Genomic DNA, 21,238 nt, shown 5'->3' with positions numbered 1-21,238 from the left:
TTTCACCCATTGGGTGAAAGAATGGTTTTGGCTTAACGATTATAAATACTTGCTTAAAGGGTTATATGAGTAGATTGCACGTAGAATCTAGGTATTATACAGGCCACTTCAAAATTATCTGGTATATTTAATAAGTCTTTCAAATAGTCAGATGCACTTATAATTTCATTGTGATTGCGTTCCCTAATCTGTACCCAACAACTCCCAAGACCCTGTTCTTGTGCCGCCAACTGAATTGCAAATCCTGCAATTGAAGTGTCTTCAATCCATACTTCAGACAAGCTCGTATTGGCTAAAACTAAAATCGCACAGCTTGCGTCTTTTAAAAAAGCACTTCCAACTTCCCGCACTTTAGATACTTGATTAAGCGTGCTCTTATCTTGGACAACTATAAATTCCCAAGGCCTTCTATTTTTTGAAGTTGGAGCGCACAATGTGCTTTGCAAAATCATATCCAACTTATCATTTTCGATTGGAATGTCCTTATATTTTCTGATACTTCTACGCGTTTTAAACATAACGACTCCTTCGTTGTTACATAATATCTATTTCTCTATGGTTAATGTCAACAACTGAAATTTCATACGTACCACCTAAGTGCTTTGTGGCTAAAAAAGCCAGTTCTTCAAGAGCAGCAGCAAGTATCTCTTGACGGGTATCATCAACAAGTTCAATACATAAAAAAGCATCTTTTGTTTTTTCAGTCAGCATGGTTCTAACAGATTCGCGCCAATTCCAGCATCTGCATATTGCACCTGCATCGTCTTTATATATGATTTCATCTTTATACGGCGGTGCACTTTCATCAGACCCTAAAGTAACAAAAGACTCATCACCAAATGCCTTGGTTAACTTTACGTCACCTTGAAATGTCTCAATATCTTCACCACCACATGGTAAACCGTATTTAAGTGAGATTGAATTATATATATCAACTAGTGGATTAATTGTACCAATTGAGTCACCTTTTTGAACACGTTTTAATAAAGCTTCAATAGATGATCTTGCACCTTTCTTTGTTTTAAATTTTTGAAATGCCTCACGCCAAACTTTAATGACTTCATTTTCACTGAAAACTGCCTCTAAAAAATATTTTTCTGCTTCTTTGCCTGCCAACTTCAATATCTGTTCATACTCTGAATTATCTCTGATTGTATTGTCTATTCCATTTAGAACAACAACTCCAATTTTAGATTTGGGAAACAAGTCCCAAAAATCATTTTCTACAATAAATTTTTTCATAAAATCTCCTTTGTCTTTATTATAACCAATTTACAACATGTCTATTAATTCAGTCACACGCCCTTCAATAATTTTCAAATCCTCATCTCGAGCCTTTCCTTTAAACTCATAACTCTCGATAAAAGTCCAGTTTAGTTTAAGTCTGTCATTGATTTCTTCCAGTTCTTTCTGTGCACCACCAGACCACCCATAGGATCCGAAACGGAAGGCTTTCCTCCCTTGAACTTTTTTCTTTCCCAGTTCCTCAAGTACGGCTGACATTGGTGGAAACATTTTATACTCGTAAGTTGGCATTCCTAAAATTACCGCAGAAGATGTCCACACAGAAGTCAAAACTTCTCCCCATGAGGTTTCAGGAACTTGGTGAATATGATATTTAATACCAGATGCTTTTAATCTTTTTTCTACAAACTGTACAGCTTCAGCTGTCATGCCATACATGCTGCCCCAAATAAGTGTAATTTCTTTTCTTGCACTTCCCTTTTGATAAAGCGCATAGGTTTTATAATCCTCTAAAATTTTCTTTGCTCTAGATTTCCAAACCAATCCATGTCCAGGTGCAATCGCAAATATTTCCAAATTTTCAAGTTTTTCAATCGCCTTAAGCACAAATGGTGAAAATGCTGCAATGATGTTGGAATAGTAACGGATTGTATCCCTTTCGTAGCTCAAAATTTCTGCATCAGTGTACGCATCATCAACAGTAGATTTCTCAAAAATTCCAAAACTTCCAAAAGCATCACAAGTAAAGAGGACTTGAGAAGAACGTTCATAAGATACCATAGCATCTGGCCAATGTACATGTGGAATTGTGGTAAAAGACAACACTTTTCCATCCCCGAGGTCAATGACGTCACCATCCTTGACTCTGTGAACTTTAACATCTGTATCAAAAAAAGCTTCAAATATATCGGCGCCCTTATCGGTACAAATCACCTGAAAATCTTGGTGTACTTTTAGCAAATCCTCAATCCATCCAGCATGATCAGGTTCCAAATGATTTAAAACTAAATATTCAATTGATTTGATGTCCACATCAATCTCATCCAACAACTTAAACAAGGATTCAGGAACTCCATCCCAACCACAGACGCCATCTACCAACGCTGTCTTTTCGCCCTTTACAACGTATGAATTAATGGTTACACCATTTGGCATCTCCCATAAACTTTCAAATAAAATATCTTTAATATTAACTGACAATTGTGTTATTCCTTTTGATATTTCTGTAATTTTCATGATATAAACTCCTATAAGATTTATAATTGATAATAGTTATCATCTATATGATTATATCATATTTCCCTACTAGACACCACCAATTACATAATCCCCTTTTTGACATCCGATTTCATCTGCAATGGACTTGCATTTTGCTTTTAGTAAAAAAACAATGCGTGAATCTTTCAAATCACTCAAAGTTTCAAAATTCGCCTGTCCCTTTGCTAATATCAGGTCAGCAGAAGTGAAAGCCTCTAAAAAAGAATTTGACACAAGTTCCATAATTGTCCCCTGAGCTGCCAATCCATTATCTATTACCGTTACTAATTTTGTCATCCCGACATCTATTGCATCCTCTATCGTTGCATCGTTTACTATTGGTCCACCTTTTACAACGTAAACAATTTTTTTCATCGGCATTTGTTCAATTAACAACTTGTCAAATACAATTTCACCAGCATTGTCTGTAATAACCATAATATTTTTTGCTTTTTCAATCCGTTTGTATAGAATCTCCGTCTCCATGCCATGCAAATCACACGATAAACCACTTGCTATTGACCGTTCAACTTTATCTTGATCAATTGTTATTTCAAGTCCAAAGTCAATAACATTTCCCGCGATAGCCAACCGGCAAGCTGTGTCAAATGGAAATTTGCTGTTTGCAACCAGTTCCCTTAATCTCATAGATGCAATCAAATCCTCTGCGATTTGATTGAATTTAACTTTAAAGGGCTTGTAGGGGTCCATATTTCCCGATATCGACTTAACATAATGATGTACTTTCATTGCCAAATAAGGGGCAGTTTCTTCAAATGATATTTCACTTAACATCTTTAAAGTAAACCTAATGACATCTTTCTTTTTTTCAGGATCTTCAATCAAAAAATCTGATATCTCAATAGCTTGTCTAATTAAGCATGGGATACATTCATGTTTTATTTTCAAAATTCTAAACGCTCCTTTGTAAAAATTTATGTAACTTGTTTAAATGATCTAATTCTTTTAAATCGCGCACTAGTCCTGTAATACGCAAGTGTGCTGATGCTAAGAACCAATCTGATTAAAATAGGCACTAGAAAAGCCATAGATAGCGGATCCCAAATTGCATCGCCAATAAATATATAAGTTAGTAAACTTGGAGATACACCTACAAGTGATGCTAAAATAAAGGTTTTGTATTTGACATTTGTTGTACTCAATATAAGACTGACTAGGTCCAAAGAGGGATTTGGTATAATCCTTAAAATCATGGTAACTAAAAATCCTTCTTCTAGGTTCATGGTAAGCAATTTTTGTGTTCTTTTATTTTTTGACAAAAAAACGGAAACCCTTTCTTGACCGAGTCGTCGCCCAATATAAAATGTTAAAGAAAACTCAATCGCAATTAAAGCATACGTTAAAATAATGGCTTGAAAAATTGGTAAGAAAGCGCCTGATGCAATGAACAAAAGTGCTACAGGTATAACAAAAGTCACTGCTTTTAAACTGTAAAGCCCAATTAGAACTATAAGACCTCTGCTTGCTGAGGCGTTTATAAAATCAATGACTTCACTTGGATTAACCGTCATAAAAAATCGACCTACAAAAAAAATGACTATGCCCCATATCAAAATAATGGGAATGGCATAAACCCATTTTTTCTGAATTCCTTCCGCTCGAATTTCTTGAGCCTCTTTTACACAAGTCTCTAAAATATGGTTCGGAATAAACTTAAGCGCGATAATTGTTAAAATCGGTATTATTATAAAATCATCCATCAAGCCAAAAATAGGAACTGCATCTGGAATCAGATCTATTGGAGAGAGTGCATATACAACTGCTATGCCGGCAAAAACTTTAGCCAGCAAAGGGGTTTCTTTCTTTTTTATAGCAATAAAAAGTGCAGGAATTACATTTCTAATGTTCTTAAAATCAATCATCCGAACTCCTATTTTTAATACAATCTATACGGGTTATTGCATCTATGCTAATCTCTGTGTCATCGATATTTATGGTGCGATACACGTTATCAATTCTCGTAATCTGACCTGTTAAAACTACAAAGTCGTCCTTTAAAAAATAAGTTATATGAACCAAAGTGCCTTTGCGTAGTTTATGAAATTTTTCGTTTAACACCATCGCCATGTCATCTGTCAATTCACTTTTAAACCGCGCTATTCTTTCCTTCTTTTGAAGTGCTTCATTCAAACCCTTAACAGCAGCAAAGGGCATAAATTGTTTGGCACGATCACCAATAGGCATAGGCATTTTAGGTTTATTCGCCACTTTTGTGTCCCCCTATTTGACGATTACGATCTCGCGTTGTCGCAGCATCGGAATAGTTCATTCCTTTTAAAATCGAATTTTTGCCATATTTCTTTTTTATACTCAAGACTGCTTTTTGAACCTTGTTGTTGCGTGCATTTGACTTGTCTTCAAAAGAGTTATCAAATAGGCTCATTTGAGAAAAGTCATCTGGCATGTAGGCAGTCACATGGTTACAAGTGATGTTTATCCTACGGACGGGTTTATTTTGATCGACAATGCGATTATAAAGACTCGTAACTGCAGGCAAAATAATTCTGTCCGCACTGGTCGCCCTATCAAATTTTATAGTCCCTTTTGCAGGTGGGGTATGAAGTGCATTTGAATACCCAATTTGAACGGTTACAGAAGCTGTAATCAGGCCCTTATCTACAAGATCCAAACAAAGTAAATCCATCATTTCACGAACAATCAGTTTACCTTCATCAAAATTATAATCCCTCATGAGCACTTGACCACTTGATATGCAATTCGATTTCGGTTTATAAGCCTTAATGTCCTTGATTGTAACTGGTTCCAGTCCCCAAGCATGGTTAATAAGCAATTCAGCATCAATGCCAAAGAGCCTATAAAGAAAAGCTTCATCCATTTCTGCTATTTGCCTCATGGTTGTAATTCCATAACGTTCCAGTGTTTTGGCTGTCCCTTTCCCTATCCTCCAAAAATCTTGAAGTGGTTTATAGTCCCATAATAACTTTCGATAAGCCTCTTCATCAAGAATTCCAATAAAGTCAGGTGCGTGTTTTGCAGTAATGTCCAGTGCAATTTTGGCCAAATATAAATTTGTACCAATTCCACAAGTTGCTCGCACACCTACTTCTTCAAGTATTTTATCCATGAGCATCAAAGCCATTTCTTTTGCAGTCATATGATACGTTTTAAGATATTCAGTAAGATCAAGAAAAGCTTCATCAATAGAATATATATGAATATCATCTTTTGAAACATATCTTAAATAAATAGCATAAATTTCAGCAGAATAGTCAATATACTTCTGCATTCTTGGCGATGCTATAATATAGTCTAAATGCTTTGGTATTTCAAAAATACGACACCGATTCTTAATACCAAGTTTTTTCATAGAAGGTGTAATTGCAAGACAAATGGTTTTTTCAGAACGCTCAGGGTCGGCAACAACCAAATGGGTTGACATTGGATCGAGTCCACGTTCAACACATTCAACTGAAGCATAAAAAGATTTAAGGTCAATACAGATATATGTACGATTTTTCATGATCTCACGCTCCTATTCAGTTATAGTATACCTAAAAAAGAGAATGAGAACAAGTGTTCTGTATTTTAAGTTTCATAAATTTGTTCATGAACTGTTTAACATTTCTTTACGCCCCTTTTATGTCCTGTTTACTTTTAAAGGGCATAATAAGAGTGTCACTTAAATGAAATTGATTCTCAAGGAGGATTTGATATGTCAGAGATGATGAACATTTACCAACAAGCACCTATAACAAAGGTAAAAAAATAACAACCCCCTACTTAAAATATAAAATAAACGCCGTGATTAGAGACTCACGGCGTTTATTTTTTTAGCCCTGACCCACACATTGGAATTAAACAATCCAATAGCTTTCCATTTATTTCACTGTATTTTAAATACGCTGCATAATTTGCTGCAGTTGTTGGTTCACAGTAAATCCCTTTACGCGAAAGTTTTTCTCTGGCTTCTAAAATACCATCTTCAGAAACTGAAATAAGGTCTATATCATACTGATAAACATACGCAAGAATTTCTTCTCCACGCATTGGGCGTCCAATGGCTATTCCTTCTGCAAGAGTATGTGTTGGCGTTACAGGCACTGGAAACTTATTATGAGAAGCTAAAGCTTTAACCAAAGGATTGCAATTTTGACTTTGAACCCCTATAATTTGAGGCATTTTTTCAATTGCGCCACTCCTTAGAAGCTCTTCTAAACCTTTTAGAATTCCAATAAATAAGGTGCCATTACCAATTGGCACAATTAAATTAGAAGGAATTCTATTTAGCTGTTCATACACTTCATATATATAGGTTTTAGTGCCTTCATAAAAAAATGGGTTGTACACATGATTGGCATAATAGATACTGTCCTCTTCAACTTTCTTTCTACAAACATCCGCACAATAATCTCTGGAGCCTTGAACAATTGTAGCTTTAGCACCATTCACTTTAATCATGTCGATTTTCTTAACCGAAGTCCCTTCGGGTACAAAAATTTCACATGAAATACCAGCTTTCGCACAGTAGGCTGCAACACTATTTCCTGCATTACCACTGCTGTCCTGCACAACTGAATCTATCCCAATTGATTTGCAATGTGAAATAAGCATTGCAGCACCTCGGTCTTTAAATGATAGGGTTGGCATGAAGTAATCCATTTTTAGCATAACAGCTTCATTCAGTTTAATGATTGGGGTTAGTCCCTCTCCAAGTGTCACAGATTTCCACGAGTCATCAAGCAAAGGCATAAATGCGCGATATCTAAACATACCCCATGTGGTATGATCTACAAGTCCTAGATCAAATTTTGGTGGGACAAAATCCAGTTTCCATAAACCACCACATGCGCACTTGGATTTGTGGGTAAAAACATCTTCTTTTAAACCACATTTGCTACAAATATAATTCACATTTATCACCCGCCCTATTATAGTCTTAACTGAATTATATCACAATTCAATAAAAAAACGCGCCTAAGGCGCGTTCAATAGATTTTAAGCTTCTTTTCCCATATAATAAATAGATGCCCCCATAAAGATTGACCCTCCCGCTATATTTCCTAATGTAACCGGAATTAGATTATTAGCCATTCCAATAAGAGATACAGAATCAGGGTGTTCCAGCATCAATCCCATTAAAAATACAGTCATATTCGCAACACTATGCTCAAATCCAGATGTTATAAAAGCAAAAAGACACCAAAAAACCATTATAAATCGAGCCGATTCGCTCTTTAGTCTATAATTGCTAAGAACAGCCAAACAAACTAAAATATTACATAATACACCTTTGAAAAACAAGGTCCAAAATGACTGGTTCATTTTAGCCTCAGACAAATTTACAATAAAATCGCCTGAAGCACTTCCATTTATCTGTGTTCCAAGAATCAAAAGCGCAACCACTAAAGCCCCGGCAAAATTTCCAACATAACTTGAGCCCCAAACTTTAAATGTTTGCTTCCAATTTGTGGACTTATCAAGCGTTCCAACAGTCATGACCATAGTATTACCTGTAAAAAGCTCTGTTCCTGACATAATTACAAGGCTTAAGGCAACGCCAAATGAAACACCCATGAGCATCTTTGTATAGGCACTACCTGAAACCATTCCAATTCCACCAATTACCATGATCAAAAATATGCCTAAGCCAACAAAAGCACCTGCCCACAATGATGATATAAAGTACTTTCCAAACGAGCGATTTAAAAAATCAATCTTATTACGAGCTGCATCTGATAGTCTGTTCATCGTTTCTGTATACATAATTCCATCCTTTCTTAAATACGCAATGACTTTATCATATGCTATTTTTTATGATTTTTCAATAACTCTCATCACAAAAATAACAGAAGTTAAACATAGTATCGCAAAGATGATTGAAAGTCTTAAAAAATGCACTTGTACCAACGTGGACCAGAACTACTACTTATTCGATTATTATGATGAGGTATTAGAAGACATCGGACAAGCTGCAGACATTGATTTTTCAACAAAGATAAGAACTTTACAACAGATCAAAAAAAATATTTCAGAAACCAAAATTTAGACCTGTTACCCTACAAAAAAACGTAAAAAAAGAAACCCTTGAAACACACTATTTTCAGTGGGTTCAAGGGTTTCTTTTGTGGTTTTTCTGCAAAAGTCAAGTTATTATAACACAATAATAGAGCGGCTCTATAGAAAAGCCGCTCATATTAGAAAAAAACTTATTAAGATTTATTGTATCTGGTTTGGAATATCATTTTCTTGGCGTTCTTCTATAATGAAAGATTCGTCAAAATCAACAGTTAAGGTTTCGACAAGTTCTTGCGCAGCTTCTTCTGTCTCAAACTGACCCATTTCAATTATAAAGGTTCCTTGCTCATCTTTTAAAACTCGAGTTTCATAATAAAGTATGTTTTTTATTTTATTAAACGTAGGCATATCTACTTCCCCGCCTAAAGTCATTATATACAGCAGTATCGGTCTCTTTGCATGAGCCATTGAAGGCTGAACATAGGGATACAGATTCAAGAAAAAATTATCAAAATATTGAGGTCTCATTTTTACCAGCATTATTTAATCCTCTATTCTATTTACAATCTGCAAAAGCTGTGCATAAAGTGTTTGATCATAGACCTCTACAGCGTAAAAAACACCCTCTTTTTTACCATATAATTCATATAATGAAATCTTAAATCGGTCCCATGACGATTTGTTTTTAAGGTCTTCATAATTCACATAAAGATAACTGGATTTAGGGCCAACGAAAAGCGTCTTGCTTGTATCACCATAGGATACTTTAATGCTCTTATCGTCAAAATTTTCAAACTTAATGTATTTGGTATAATGAGCATCTGCGTTTTTATAGTGTTCTTCAAAAGTCATCAAAACAGCAGATTCATTAATTACAATATCATAATCTGAAAGTTCTAATACTTCAACTGAAGATGATTCATCAAAGACACTTATTACAGAAGGACTTACAGCCTCATAATTAAAGTATAAAATGCTTGCTACCAAAAGTACGATGGCACCTATGAGCTCAAAAGATTTAGAAGACGATACCGGTAATGCCACTTCATATTGACCTAATTTTTCGTCAAGTGATTCTAAAATTTCTTCTTTAGAAGCTTTATCTCCCCATCTTTTAAATTTAAGTGTGTGATGACTTTTACGTGAAATTACACCTTCGTGAAATGCCATTTCAATAGATTTCTTTTCCCCAGGAAAAACAAATTTAGTTTCATTCGCTTCTAGAATTGGATCAACTTCTCTGTGACCATGATACCAAAGTATTTTTTTTAATATAACTGAAAGTTCATCTGTATCGTCAAAAGGTATTTTATATGTAAATCCCCCATAATATATGGACAAAACTTGCATAAGAATTGATAAAACTAACATCGTGCTTAGATAGAATATAAAAGGAATTTGTATATTCCAAAGTGAAAACAAATTCATCAAACCCGATAAAGTCAAGATATTCGTCAAAAACCCTAGCCCTATTTTTGATTCTTGTGCGAGCCTCTCATATCTCTTGACAGAAAAAAAATCATACAGTACGTAAATACTAAATATTATAACTAAAATCAGTAATCCTTCTCCTCGCATAGCCCCTCCAAAATAATAATGTGTCATTCAATTATATAACGTTCGATTCTATTATCGATAGCAAACCATTCTCAAACGCTTGATCATCAGCTTTGGTCCGTTTTTTATGTCTAGGTCCCCTTTGGTTTTTAAGTCTTGCCACACGCCCCTGATGCCTTGAATCCAACACAAAATCAATATTGTTTTTATGAATTTCTTTTCCATTTTGATTGATACATAACCCTTTTTTAGCCAATACCATAGCTGCCAGTCCATTGTCTTGTGTTACAACTAAATCATTGGTCTCAAGGTGATTTGCAATATAATAATCCGCTGCATCACGGGAAACATCAACTGTAATTACAGTTGCATAATTGCTTTCAAACGAAACCGCATGATTTTTAACTACTGTTACAGAAATACCCAAGCGTTTTGCGATTATAATCGTTTGATTCACAACTGGACACCCATCTGCATCAATCCATATTCTCATCTTAATTCCCTTTCTTTAGCTTATACAAGCATTTTCTGAACTTGTTGTACATCTTTATCGCCCCTACCAGATAGATTCACAAGAATAATCTTATCTTTTGATAATTTAGGCGCTTGTTTTATAGCATAAGCAACTGCATGGGCACTTTCAAGAGCAGGAATAATTCCTTCCGATTTACTAAGTGTCAGAAAAGCATCTAAAGCCTCTTCATCTGTTACAGATTCGTAGGTAGCTCTACCACTGTCCTTATAAGCACAATGCTCAGGACCAACTCCTGGATAGTCCAGACCAGCAGCAATAGAATGCACTGGAAGCGGATCGCCATTTTCATCTTGCAAAGTATAGCATTTAAACCCATGAATCAATCCTTTTTTTCCCAGTGTAAGAGAAGCTGCATGTTCACCTGTATCAAGCCCCTTCCCAGCAGGTTCAACACCAATAATTTTTACGGAAGAATCTTCATAAAAAGGATGAAACATGCCGATTGCATTACTCCCTCCTCCGACACAAGCCACTAAATAATCCGGCAATCGCCCTACTTTTTCAAGCATTTGTGCTCTTGCTTCTTCTCCAATTATACTCTGAAACGTTCTAACCATCAAGGGATACGGATGCGGGCCAACTGCTGATCCAAGTAAATAATAAGTCGACTCTGAATATTGAATATAATCATTTAGAGCGGCATCAACAGCATCTTTCAACGTCTTTCTCCCCAGCGTTGCTGGCACAACTTCTGCACCAAGAAGTTCCATTCGAAAAACATTTAGCCGTTGCCTTTCCATGTCTTCACTCCCCATGTATATGGTACAAGATAGGCCAAACAGTGCACAAACAGTTGCCGTAGCAACGCCATGCTGACCTGCGCCAGTTTCCGCAATAATTCGCGTTTTTCCCATGCGTTTGGCGAGTAGAACTTGGCCAATACAATTGTTAATTTTATGGGCACCCGTATGATTTAAATCTTCTCGCTTCAAATAAATTCTAGCACCACCTAAGGCCTCACTTAAGTTTTTTGCGTATGTCAAAGGATTTGACCGCCCAACATAATCTTTCTGAAGGCTCTGCAGTTCCTTTAAAAATTCAGGATCATTATTGAAATGTTTAAAAGCTTTCTCAACCTCATTCAACGATTTTTCTAAAACTTTTGGGACATAACGACCGCCAAATATGCCAAAATTTCCATTACCAGTGTATGCTTGTGTTTTCATAATACGCTCCTTTTTAATTTTAAACACTAAAAAAGCCCCCTACATGCGTTAGCATGTAGAGGGCGATTGCTCGCGGTGCCACCTCTTAATAAACGGATCAAAAGACCCTTTTCTCAAAATCGAATACGGGTAAAACTACCGATATTCTATCTCTGTAACGGGAGAACCCGTGTCCCCTACTTCTAATTTCGGTTTCCACTCAAGAGTCCATTCGATAAACATTACACTATCAACCTTCCACCACCGGTTAACTCTCTACAAGTGTGCCATTTATTTACTCTTCTCTATCAACGCTTTATTATGAAGTTAGTTTGTATTTTACAGTAGGTATTGAAAAAACGCAAGTTATTTATTAAAATCTTATAAATTTATCTCAAGCAATATTGGTGTATGATCTTGTCTCGGCCCTGAATCAATCATTTCAGATTTTAAAATTTTATCTGCAATACGATTGCTCACTAACCAGTAATCAATCCTCCAGCCTGAATTATTTGTTTTACTGGTCTTAACTCTTTGAGCCCACCAAGTATAAGCATCCGCTATATCCCCATGAACAAACCTAAACGTATCTGTAAATCCCTTTGCGAGTAAATTTGTAAAACCTTCACGCTCTTCATCCGTAAATCCTGGAGAATTTCGGTTGTTATTTGGATGGGCCAAATCTATTTCTTTATGAGCTACATTGTAATCTCCCGTTGCAACAACATACTTTTCTTTGTCTAGATTTTCTAGATACTCTGCATATTTTTGATCCCAAATTTGACGGTCCTTCAACCGGTTAAGTCCATCTCCTGCATTAGGCGTATAGACCTGCGTCAGGAAGAAATCATCAAACTCCAAGGTAATGAGGCGCCCTTCAGAGTCCATAGTGCCTGGTGCGCCAATTATTGGATAGCTAACAGCAGGTGCCAAACTATTTTTATATAAAAACATTGTCCCAGCATATCCCTTGCGAGCAGGTTCCACTGAACTGTTCCATACAGTTTCATAATCCGGAAATAAGTCAGCCAATATTTCAAAATGTTTTTTTGTTGGCCCATTACCAGATAATTTTGTTTCCTGTAGGGCAATAACATCGGGGGTGTACCCCTTAATCGTATTTAAAACTTCTTTAGATAATAAGGCGCGCGCTGAATCACTTGTCAACGCGGCATTTAATGAATCAATATTCCATGAAATGAACTTCATCAATTTCCCTCCTGTTTTTTTACTTCAACAAAACTAGTCCACACGTGTATCGCCTAAAAAATAAAGTGCTACAGTTCCCGGTCCTGTATGCGATCCTATTACAGTGCCAACACTGTTGATGACAACACGACCGTTTAATGATGAGAACTTTTCTTCAATCAAATCTGCGACTTTTCGTGCATCATCATAACACTCTGAATGAGAAATAAAACATTTTCCAGAGTAATTTAGCCCATCCTCCGCATGAATCGCCATCATATTCACAATTTCCCTAATAACTTTACTTTTACCACGAATTTTTTTTCGAGGAACCAGTTTCCCATCATAACTCATATTCAATAATGGGCAGATGTTAAGCAAGCTGCCAATAGCCGCTGACGAACCAGATATGCGTCCGCCACGTTTAAAATGGGTAAGATCTGTAGAAAAGAACCAATGGTGTATCCTCAATTTACTGTCTTCTAATGCCTGATACACTTCTTCAATAGAACTTCCATTATCCCTCATGTCAGCTGCTAAATCTGTTAACATACCATAACCAGATGAAGCACCGAGAGAATCAACCACAAGAATTTTTCTATCCGGATATTTTGATTCAAGTTCAGCCTTCGCAATAAGTGCAGAATTATATTCGCCTGACAAACCTGATGAAAGGGAAATATGAAGAATATCATTTCCATTTTCTAAAAAAGGTTCAAAATAATCCATAAACTGGCCTACATTCACTTGTGAAGTTGTAGGCATGGCGCCTGCTGCAATTCTGCTATAAAATTCCTTGAAAGATATCGTTTGCCCCAAATCATCTTTATATACTTTCCCATCTAAAACATAGTGAAAACATACATATGGTATATTTCTTTCTTTAAAATAATCATATGACATATCCGCTGTAGAACAACAACTCAACACATAATCCAACATAATAGACACTCCTTTAAAATAAATTACTCTATTCATTCTACCGTATTTAAGTAGGTTTTGACAAATACTTATAATCTCTCATAGGATAAAATCACACAATTATTGACATATATTATATACAGACTATAATAAAAGTATAAAATTTAAAAAAAGAGATTTATATGAGTTTTCAACCCAAATTATCATCCGCATTTAATGTAAGCGTAAATTCCAGTGCACATATTCAAGCTGATCCACCAGCGATAAAATCATCTCAAAAAAGAGGTGATTTTTTTATGAGTAAAAAAGCAAACTCTGAATACTGGCAGTAAATAGTTTCAGATCAAATTTCAAGCGGACTCACACAACACGAGTGGTGTGAGCAGAATAACGTCAACATTCATAACTTTCGCTACTGGAAAAGACGACTTATATCTGAAACAAAACAACTCCAAACAGCAGATCAAACTGAAACCAAATGGGCCATAATAACAAGTTCAGAATCAGATGTCGATGAAAATAATATTAAATCAACATTATGTATTCATATTGAAAAAACAGTAGTTGATGTTAACCCAGGCTTTGATCCAGAAAGTTTATCTACAGTCTTAGCGGTGTTGATGAAACATGTTTAACAGTAATAGAGTCACAGAAGTCTATCTTGCACTTGGTGCTACCGATCTAAGAAAATCCATAGACGGCTTGGCGGTTATCGTTAGGGAAAAATTCAAACTTGATCCCTTTTCAAGAAATCTCTACGTATTTTGCAACCGAAAGCGCGACAAGATCAAGATTCTGGAATGGGACACAAGTGGTTTTTGGCTCCACTACAAAAGACTTGAAAAAGATAGATTCAAATGGCCTGAAAATATAAGTGGCACTCACATTTCCATCGATGAGCGCTCATTCAGGTGGCTTCATGGGTGATTAAAGGAACTGAAAGATGGCTTACACCCTTGTTCGACAGGTTACATGATGACTTGGTTCGAGAAGACATCGTACATGCCGATGAAACCGTTCTGAACTGCCTTGATGAAAAGGACAACAAGAACAATTACATGTGGCTTTATGCAACTGGTGAGAAGGCTTCAAAGAGAATCTTTCTTTATGATTACCAGAAGTCTCGGGCGAATAGGCATCCGCAAAAGTTTTTAGAAAACTTCACAGGCTTCCTTCAGACCGATGGCTATCCACTTTGCTCTTTTGCTGAGATTAGGGCCGGGATAAAATTCGTAGATGTCCATCTCTTGCATATATCTTTTAACAAGCCTTCTGCCAACTCTATTGTATCCGAGTTTATGCAGCTCCTTTTTAATCCTTCGAACATCATATGACGGTTCTCTGTAGTGAATTCGATCAATTGCGTTTTTAATCGCAATCTCGTCTTCAGAAGGCATTATTTCAACTGGAATATGGTACGCAGTTGAGCGAGGTAAGTCAAGTAGTTCACACTGTCGAGTGATGGTATTCTGTCTGTTTTCCCATTCAATCAAGGTTTTCTTTTCCTCATTTCGGAAACCTGCTTGTGCTTTTTTTTTAAGAAATCTACATCCAATGTGAGTTCGCCAATCTTTTTGACAAGGCGCTCCTTTTCCGCCTCGTATTCTTCTTTCACTTTGTCGATTGATTCGCCTTTTTTATCGAATACGGTTGCCATATTCTCTATAAATTCAGCTCTCCAACGGCTCAACACTGGCTGTGCGATAATATTTTCTTGAAATTTCAGCTAATGTACCTTCTTCTCTAATTATTTCAAGGACGATTGCTGCTTTTTCTTCCTTGAATATGCTTCTTACAGTTCTATCTTTGACCTTTAAGATATCAGGATGCTCTTCCTTAAGCCTGTCATAGACTCTCTTTGCGGTATGTCTTTGCTTGTGGTGCCTTGACTTATCCTCAATTAGCCACTTTCTGATGATAGGTCGAATAAGATCAGACTTGTTGGGTCTTTTGGCTTTGTGTTGTTTCTGGTTGAAATCATCCATTCCAACATATTTCACGATGATGCGATAGTTCTTTCCGGTCATTTTGTTGATTTTTGAGTATGTTTTACCTTCCAAAAAGAACAGTTCTCGGATATAATTGACTTGAGTAATTGTCAGCACTTCCTTTCCTCCCCTATAAGCTTAGTCACTTAATAGGGTATATTGTTAGGTTTGTACTGGCAATTACTTTTTGTATTTTTGACTGCCATTTATTGCATTTTTAGATTACCATAAACATAAATTCGGTCTTAATGACTGGATTATTTACTACTGTTGCATAGGGATACTGTACTACTTGTTAATTGAAGTACTTTCACTAGATTTTCTTTTTATTAAGAAGCTCGATGACTTTTCTCCTATCACTTTCCCCTAGCTTCTTATAAATTTCACTGATGTAGTTTCTAACAGTCCCATAACTTAAATTTAGCTTTGAAGCGATTTCTTTGTTGGAATAATTCACCTTTAACAACTTAATTATTTCTTTTTCAGTATTGCAGAACTCTCTATCAGAGTAATTTCCAACAGCTTTTGCTAATTTTATTGCAATTTCTTCTGGAATGACAATTTCACCGCTCAAACACTTTTTTATATCCTCTATCAGGTTAATCCCTCTTATATCCTTAAGTATATAGCCATCTACCCTTGCACCAAAAGCATCAAAGATCAATTTTTCATCAGAAAAAGTTGTCAAGATCAGAACTTTCACTTGACTATTTATATTTTTAATAAGCTTTGTACTTTCAATACCACTCATAACAGGCATAACTGCATCCATCAGTATAAGGTCCACTGGTATTTCTTTTATTGAATCGAGTGCCTTCTTCCCATTTTCATGTACGGCGACAACATCAAAGTTTTCTTCTGTACTCAGTATTCTTTTAAGACTATCTCTAATCAGCTCATGATCATCTACAATCATTATCCTAATCTTCATAAAGCCTCCATGGGTAGAATAACTTTTACCAGACACCCTTTGTTGGATGATATGATATATTCTCCTTCTAATTCTAATACCTTCTTTTTGAGTTGGCTTATACCAAAGCCATCAACAATTTTCTCAAAACCCTTACCATCATCTTCAATAGTGATCTCAATCGCTGAATCTGAACGTATCCCAATAATAATCGTCTTGCAATCTGCATGCTTTAGTGAGTTTGTTACACTTTCTATCAGGATATTGTAAATAATATCATTATAAATCTTGGGGATTTTCACTACCTCCTCAAGGGCGTACTTAATATCGACGGATAGATCATTTTGAAGATTGGAAATCAGCATATCTATCAGGTCTTCTATTTCTAAACTAATTATAAAGTTATTCGAATTTTCTATGGTACTTCTAAGTAAAACCATGGCATCCTTGATTTGTTTTTCAATACTGGTAAAATCATCTTCATTAAGGACATGATTGTTTACAAGTTCCATTTTTTCAGCTTGAAGTGATAAGTTCATTGCGACTAGTTTGTGACCGATAGAGTTATGTAGCATGTACGCTATCCTTGAACGCTCCTCATGGATGACAAGTTCCTCTATTTTTTTTGCATACCCTTCAAGCTTTTCAAATGCTTTATTCCTCTCCTTTAAGACCTGATTATATTTCATCTTTTCAATCATCTGAACTCTTGAAACATACAAAAACGTCAATACAAAAATACTGATGATGATATCTTTGGCAATTCCCTCAGAATAGGGATAATTCATTGTATTCTCATAAACAATGAAATTATAGGGGTAAAAAAGACTTAAACTTATGCCTGTATAGAGAGCACTGAATTTGTAATTAAAGGCATATATGCAATCTGCTATTGGCAAAAATAGAAATAATAACTCATACGTTGACTTGTCGAAATACTCCAGTATAAAAACGATGACCATTTGAACAACAAGAACAAACTTTGCTCTTTTATCAACACCTTCATGTGAATAGAACTTCACATGACTTATGATATGTATCAGAAAATTCAGGGTTAAAATAAAACTCGGTAGGAGAGGTTCGTCATTAAACATGACAATTACAAGGTAGGAAACCAAATAAGTTGCATACATAACAAAAGTTAGAAACTTATGCGATTTTTGATCCATGTTCATTTCCATAATCATCCACCTACGACTCAGAAACCCTTTCACTGGTTCCTACTACAAAAGAGAATCAGCACCTTCACTTCCTTCTACTTTTTACTTTAATTAAAACTAAAATCAGTATAATGACAAGTACAAAAAAGCCAAAATTGTAAAATAGAGACCTAATTGCTTCATAAATGATCCTACTGTCACTTACAATTATAGCATCTTTAACATCTACTTTGTTCTGACTTTCAAAGGCAAAGGATGTAATCATACTGACTACTGTAAAGATATATAGTTGCGCCATATCAACACCTTCAATCTAATATTACATACTTCAATAAATTGTTCTTAGAGCTAATCTCACTGTCATAATCCAATCAGTATCATTTCATTAATCCTCCCTCCAATGGTTGATACGGCTGGTTTCCTTATTATGATCATAAAAGCTGGTGACTCGTTTATTTCCTTCTGTATCGTAAGTTATTTTCACACCTGAGTGACTTCCATCAAGTTCAGAGTATTTTTTGACAACGCCATTGTCATGATAATACCAAGTTTTTGATAGAATTACATTTCCTTCGTCATCAAATTCTACTTGAGAGCTAATTTTTCCATCTTCCAAGTAGGATTCATGCAACCCAATAGAAAAGTAGTCCTTCCTGGCAGCTTCCAATGGTATAGGCCAGAAACCATCCTTACCAGCACTCTCTCTGGTTTTTAGATTGGAGATATACTCCTCAATCAGCATCTGTCCAGCTTGCTTTGTAAGCAAGTATGAACCCACAAGTGCCAAACTACCGTTTTTATGATATTTTCTTGTATCTCTGCGGATATAAGCCTCATAAGGGTACAGCTTATGCTCTTGCGATTTTAATCCAGTCTTTTGAGAATAAAAGACGAACTCTTGAATATCTTTTTCATCAACAATGACTTCTTTATTATCATCTTTTTCACCTTCATGGACAAAACCCATAGCATCGAGCATATCTATAAGTGTGTTTTTATCAATCTTTAAATCTTTTCTATTCCTAGAATTATTAATCCAGTCAGAAAGTCCATTTACAATTTCTTCAGCCGAACCATTCAAAAATCTATTCGCAAATTCAAATTTTTTCTCACCTAATATCTCTTCTAAATCATTTTCTAATAGACTTTCGATTTTTTCAAAAGCCTCGCCATTAACTTTAACTTTGTTTTCACTTAGCATATCAGTAAATGCATCTACAATTTTATTATATACTTTGTCTACACCTCCACCAGCCCATTCAGGAAGTATAAGCATTGCACTTGCACCTAAGGCTTCTTTTGAACTTTGTACATTTTTTAGTTCTTCTATAAACTTATCTCTTTGCTTCATGGAAATGATTTCTATTTCTACTGCTTTAATATTATTATGTGCTGTCTTTACTTCTTCTACGTTTTGGGTAGAAGAAGTCTCATTATCATCATCCTCAAATATCATCTGATAATTAGACTTCATAGTAAAATTTGCATTATAATTAGGTCCAAATTCTTTTTCTCTCATTGTTAATTTTGTTCTTGGCGGTAGTCCAGTTACAACGAAGTTTAAATCTGCTAAAGAAGGCACATGATCAATTTGCTCTTTTACTAATTTATCTCTCATGTCTTTAGCATTAAAAATAATATTAAGCATTTCATCGTCTGTATACTCTATTAATCCAATTTCATCGTCATACATACCAGCAATTTTTTTTAATAAAGCGAATTTGACTGCCATTGTATTTATGTCATCTTCTGCAAACACTATAATTCCAAAAGGCCATGTAAACGATATTTTCTTTTCTTCACTTTCTTCATCTTCCGTATTTTCACTTATTTCAATTATGTAATCAGGTATTTTTTGCCCTATTTCTGCTAGCTTTAATAATTCTACGACATCTTCTGTCTGCTCCATATTAGAAAGTTTTTCAATGGTTTTTTCTTTGATTTCTAACCCTTCATAATAATCTGAACTTGCTATATGAGCATACATCTTTGACATTACAAGATAACTTCGATTAACTTCAACAAGGCTTTTAACCACATATTGTTGAAAAGCTGCATTCGTATATTCTCTTATGCTATCGGCATAAATTTCATTAAAATTATTTGCTATTCCACTTGCTAGGTACTCACTGGTTATAACCAAAAATGATATATATTCCCCAAGATTATCATAAACACTCACCGTACACTCAAACACTTCTCCGTCAACAACTGCTTTGTTTATATTATTCTCATCATGGCTTTCTATAATCTCAAAATATCCATTTGCTTCATGTATTTTTGCATTTATAACTGTTTTATAATACAATATTTCATCTAAGATCAATTGGAAGTCTTCCTTATATTCAGTTCTTGACTTATCTATATCATCAATAAAGAACAGTATTTGTTCTTCATATCCATTAAGTTCATTATATAAATCAAAGCATTCTTCTAATAGATCTATAACCTGATTATTATAAATATCTATTGCACCTTGTCTTGCTAGTTCAAATTCTTTATCATCACTTTTTGAATAGAAGAACCCTCCTGCCAAAGTATTAAAAAGCTCCATTTCTTCATCCGTTGGTAATAGATCTTCCACTACTTCTACAGGCTCTACAATTTCTTCTAATTCTTCCTCTGCTTCCGTTACTCCCTCTATATCTTTTTCCTCTTTATCAGAATCATCGTTTGTAAAAGCTACTTTTATTTCTTGCTTGTTATCAACAGCTTCAATTTCATTGCTTTTTTTACTAGCACATCCACTTAGAAATATACACATCACTAAAGTAAAAGCTATAATTTTTTTATACATAACAAAACCTCCTATTTTCGTTATATGAAAGGCCTCTACAAAACATCACACCATCTGACAGATTTAAGCAGTTTTATATTTCCATTAGAAATAATTTAGAAGTCAAATTACCATAAGTATTGTTTTCACGATCTTCACAAAATATCTTCCTCCTCACTTAATATTGTAAACGTCCATAGACTACTTGTCTGTCACAAACTTGTCATCTGACATATTATGTTCACTAGAACATTTGCTATTTCAACAGAAAAACAGTCTCCTTAGTATTGTTTATTTTTCAGTTGACAAATATGATCTGTAAGATTATCTGTGTAAAGTTTGATTTGTTATAATAAACTAAGACCAGATGGAGGCTTACAAACAATGGTAAAAAGAAAGAAGATCCCCGCATCAAAACAACGTGTAAAGTGTTCTGGTCAAGCTAAATTGTAACACTCCTGGTCGACAGTGTAATATAAAGTGTGTAAGTTCCAAAAAACTCTTGGAAAATCAAAGAGTTTTGATTATGATTATGAAAGGATTACATCATGGAAGGAAT

The 21,238-nt window shown here is 35.2% G+C and carries 25 protein-coding genes, 1 pseudogene and 1 other annotated feature; of the genes and pseudogenes, 4 read left to right on the top strand and 22 right to left on the bottom strand.

Features of this window, described 5'->3' with window-relative positions; all coding sequences use genetic code 11:
* Nucleotides 1-53: 53 nt before the first annotated feature.
* The 9 genes from JOC49_RS11970 to JOC49_RS11930 form a co-directional block, all read right to left on the bottom strand.
* A complete protein-coding gene (locus tag JOC49_RS11970) occupies nucleotides 54-518 on the bottom strand; it encodes a nitroreductase family protein (RefSeq protein WP_204665269.1) in 465 nt (154 codons plus the stop codon).
* A gap of 16 nt (nucleotides 519-534) precedes the next feature.
* Nucleotides 535-1,242 carry a B3/B4 domain-containing protein gene (locus JOC49_RS11965; RefSeq protein ID WP_204665268.1) on the bottom strand — a complete coding sequence of 236 codons (708 nt, stop codon included), beginning with the start codon at nucleotides 1,240-1,242 and terminating at the stop codon, nucleotides 535-537.
* A 30-nt stretch (nucleotides 1,243-1,272) separates the two neighbouring features.
* Nucleotides 1,273-2,481 carry an FprA family A-type flavoprotein gene (locus JOC49_RS11960; protein WP_204665267.1) on the bottom strand — a complete coding sequence of 403 codons (1,209 nt, stop codon included), beginning with the start codon at nucleotides 2,479-2,481 and terminating at the stop codon, nucleotides 1,273-1,275.
* A 69-nt stretch (nucleotides 2,482-2,550) separates the two neighbouring features.
* Nucleotides 2,551-3,411, bottom strand: coding sequence for a damage-control phosphatase ARMT1 family protein (locus tag JOC49_RS11955; RefSeq protein WP_204665266.1), 861 nt, complete (start codon nucleotides 3,409-3,411; stop codon nucleotides 2,551-2,553).
* A gap of 26 nt (nucleotides 3,412-3,437) precedes the next feature.
* The gene (locus tag JOC49_RS11950) at nucleotides 3,438-4,385 is read right to left on the bottom strand and encodes a VTT domain-containing protein (protein ID WP_204665265.1); all 948 of its coding nucleotides are present in this window, start codon (nucleotides 4,383-4,385) and stop codon (nucleotides 3,438-3,440) included.
* Nucleotides 4,378-4,731 carry a YolD-like family protein gene (locus tag JOC49_RS11945; protein WP_204665264.1) on the bottom strand — a complete coding sequence of 118 codons (354 nt, stop codon included), beginning with the start codon at nucleotides 4,729-4,731 and terminating at the stop codon, nucleotides 4,378-4,380. The genes JOC49_RS11950 and JOC49_RS11945 overlap by 8 nt, the downstream gene beginning before the upstream one ends.
* Complete coding sequence (locus JOC49_RS11940; RefSeq protein ID WP_204665263.1) at nucleotides 4,721-6,004, bottom strand: Y-family DNA polymerase; 1,284 nt, start codon at nucleotides 6,002-6,004, stop codon at nucleotides 4,721-4,723. The genes JOC49_RS11945 and JOC49_RS11940 overlap by 11 nt, the downstream gene beginning before the upstream one ends.
* A 302-nt stretch (nucleotides 6,005-6,306) precedes the next feature.
* Nucleotides 6,307-7,395, bottom strand: coding sequence for a pyridoxal-phosphate dependent enzyme (locus JOC49_RS11935; protein WP_204665262.1), 1,089 nt, complete (start codon nucleotides 7,393-7,395; stop codon nucleotides 6,307-6,309).
* An 84-nt stretch (nucleotides 7,396-7,479) separates the two neighbouring features.
* Complete coding sequence (locus JOC49_RS11930) at nucleotides 7,480-8,247, bottom strand: formate/nitrite transporter family protein (RefSeq protein ID WP_204665261.1); 768 nt, start codon at nucleotides 8,245-8,247, stop codon at nucleotides 7,480-7,482.
* A 25-nt stretch (nucleotides 8,248-8,272) separates the two neighbouring features.
* On the opposite strand from JOC49_RS11930, the gene JOC49_RS11925 reads away from it, so the two are divergent.
* A complete protein-coding gene (locus JOC49_RS11925; protein ID WP_204665260.1) occupies nucleotides 8,273-8,530 on the top strand; it encodes a hypothetical protein in 258 nt (85 codons plus the stop codon).
* A gap of 170 nt (nucleotides 8,531-8,700) precedes the next feature.
* Here JOC49_RS11925 and JOC49_RS11920 read toward each other — a convergent pair whose 3' ends face one another.
* The 6 genes from JOC49_RS11920 to JOC49_RS11895 form a co-directional block, all read right to left on the bottom strand.
* Nucleotides 8,701-9,039: a hypothetical protein gene (locus tag JOC49_RS11920; RefSeq protein ID WP_204665259.1), complete on the bottom strand. Its 339-nt coding sequence runs from the start codon at nucleotides 9,037-9,039 to the stop codon at nucleotides 8,701-8,703.
* 3 nt (nucleotides 9,040-9,042) lie between these two features.
* A complete protein-coding gene (locus tag JOC49_RS11915) occupies nucleotides 9,043-10,077 on the bottom strand; it encodes a hypothetical protein (RefSeq protein WP_204665258.1) in 1,035 nt (344 codons plus the stop codon).
* Between the two features lie 31 nt (nucleotides 10,078-10,108).
* Nucleotides 10,109-10,549, bottom strand: coding sequence for a YaiI/YqxD family protein (locus JOC49_RS11910; RefSeq protein ID WP_204665257.1), 441 nt, complete (start codon nucleotides 10,547-10,549; stop codon nucleotides 10,109-10,111).
* A 20-nt stretch (nucleotides 10,550-10,569) separates the two neighbouring features.
* Entirely contained in the window at nucleotides 10,570-11,757 is a 1,188-nt protein-coding gene (gene trpB / locus JOC49_RS11905) for a tryptophan synthase subunit beta (protein WP_204665256.1), read from the bottom strand.
* Nucleotides 11,758-11,812: 55 nt separating this feature from the next.
* Nucleotides 11,813-12,057 (bottom strand) — a binding site (T-box leader).
* Between the two features lie 60 nt (nucleotides 12,058-12,117).
* Nucleotides 12,118-12,945, bottom strand: coding sequence for an exodeoxyribonuclease III (locus JOC49_RS11900; RefSeq protein WP_204665255.1), 828 nt, complete (start codon nucleotides 12,943-12,945; stop codon nucleotides 12,118-12,120).
* A gap of 33 nt (nucleotides 12,946-12,978) precedes the next feature.
* Nucleotides 12,979-13,866, bottom strand: a complete 888-nt coding sequence (locus tag JOC49_RS11895; protein ID WP_204665254.1) for a DegV family protein — start codon at nucleotides 13,864-13,866, stop codon at nucleotides 12,979-12,981.
* Between the two features lie 311 nt (nucleotides 13,867-14,177).
* Between JOC49_RS11895 and tnpA the strand changes: the two genes are divergently transcribed.
* From tnpA to JOC49_RS13550, 3 genes and pseudogenes are all read left to right on the top strand, one after another.
* Nucleotides 14,178-14,480, top strand: a complete 303-nt coding sequence (gene tnpA, locus JOC49_RS13555; RefSeq protein ID WP_423875564.1) for an IS66 family insertion sequence element accessory protein TnpA — start codon at nucleotides 14,178-14,180, stop codon at nucleotides 14,478-14,480.
* Nucleotides 14,473-14,772, top strand: a complete 300-nt coding sequence (gene tnpB / locus JOC49_RS11890) for an IS66 family insertion sequence element accessory protein TnpB (RefSeq protein WP_204665253.1) — start codon at nucleotides 14,473-14,475, stop codon at nucleotides 14,770-14,772. The genes tnpA and tnpB overlap by 8 nt, the downstream gene beginning before the upstream one ends.
* Nucleotides 14,757-14,975: pseudogene (locus tag JOC49_RS13550) on the top strand (IS66 family transposase); the annotation flags it as partial. The gene tnpB and the pseudogene JOC49_RS13550, both read left to right, overlap by 16 nt.
* Before the next feature lie 21 nt (nucleotides 14,976-14,996).
* Here the strand turns inward: JOC49_RS13550 and JOC49_RS13545 are convergent.
* From JOC49_RS13545 to JOC49_RS11855, 7 genes are all read right to left on the bottom strand, one after another.
* A complete protein-coding gene (locus tag JOC49_RS13545; RefSeq protein ID WP_423875562.1) occupies nucleotides 14,997-15,242 on the bottom strand; it encodes a transposase in 246 nt (81 codons plus the stop codon).
* 92 nt (nucleotides 15,243-15,334) lie between these two features.
* Nucleotides 15,335-15,502 carry a hypothetical protein gene (locus tag JOC49_RS11880; protein WP_204665251.1) on the bottom strand — a complete coding sequence of 56 codons (168 nt, stop codon included), beginning with the start codon at nucleotides 15,500-15,502 and terminating at the stop codon, nucleotides 15,335-15,337.
* A gap of 13 nt (nucleotides 15,503-15,515) precedes the next feature.
* Nucleotides 15,516-15,950, bottom strand: a complete 435-nt coding sequence (locus tag JOC49_RS11875) for a hypothetical protein (RefSeq protein ID WP_204665250.1) — start codon at nucleotides 15,948-15,950, stop codon at nucleotides 15,516-15,518.
* Between the two features lie 196 nt (nucleotides 15,951-16,146).
* Nucleotides 16,147-16,764, bottom strand: coding sequence for a response regulator transcription factor (locus JOC49_RS11870; protein ID WP_204665249.1), 618 nt, complete (start codon nucleotides 16,762-16,764; stop codon nucleotides 16,147-16,149).
* Nucleotides 16,761-17,924: a sensor histidine kinase gene (locus JOC49_RS11865; RefSeq protein WP_204665248.1), complete on the bottom strand. Its 1,164-nt coding sequence runs from the start codon at nucleotides 17,922-17,924 to the stop codon at nucleotides 16,761-16,763. The genes JOC49_RS11870 and JOC49_RS11865 overlap by 4 nt, the downstream gene beginning before the upstream one ends.
* Before the next feature lie 64 nt (nucleotides 17,925-17,988).
* Nucleotides 17,989-18,201 (bottom strand): hypothetical protein, encoded by a 213-nt coding sequence (locus tag JOC49_RS11860; protein WP_204665247.1) that lies wholly within the window; start codon nucleotides 18,199-18,201, stop codon nucleotides 17,989-17,991.
* A gap of 87 nt (nucleotides 18,202-18,288) precedes the next feature.
* Nucleotides 18,289-20,700, bottom strand: coding sequence for a hypothetical protein (locus JOC49_RS11855; protein ID WP_204665246.1), 2,412 nt, complete (start codon nucleotides 20,698-20,700; stop codon nucleotides 18,289-18,291).
* Nucleotides 20,701-21,238: the final 538 nt, after the last annotated feature.

It is taken from the genome of Fusibacter tunisiensis (genome assembly GCF_016908355.1).
Taxonomy (GTDB): domain Bacteria; phylum Bacillota; class Clostridia; order Peptostreptococcales; family Acidaminobacteraceae; genus Fusibacter_D; species Fusibacter_D tunisiensis.
This window is presented reverse-complemented; position numbering and strand designations above follow the sequence as displayed.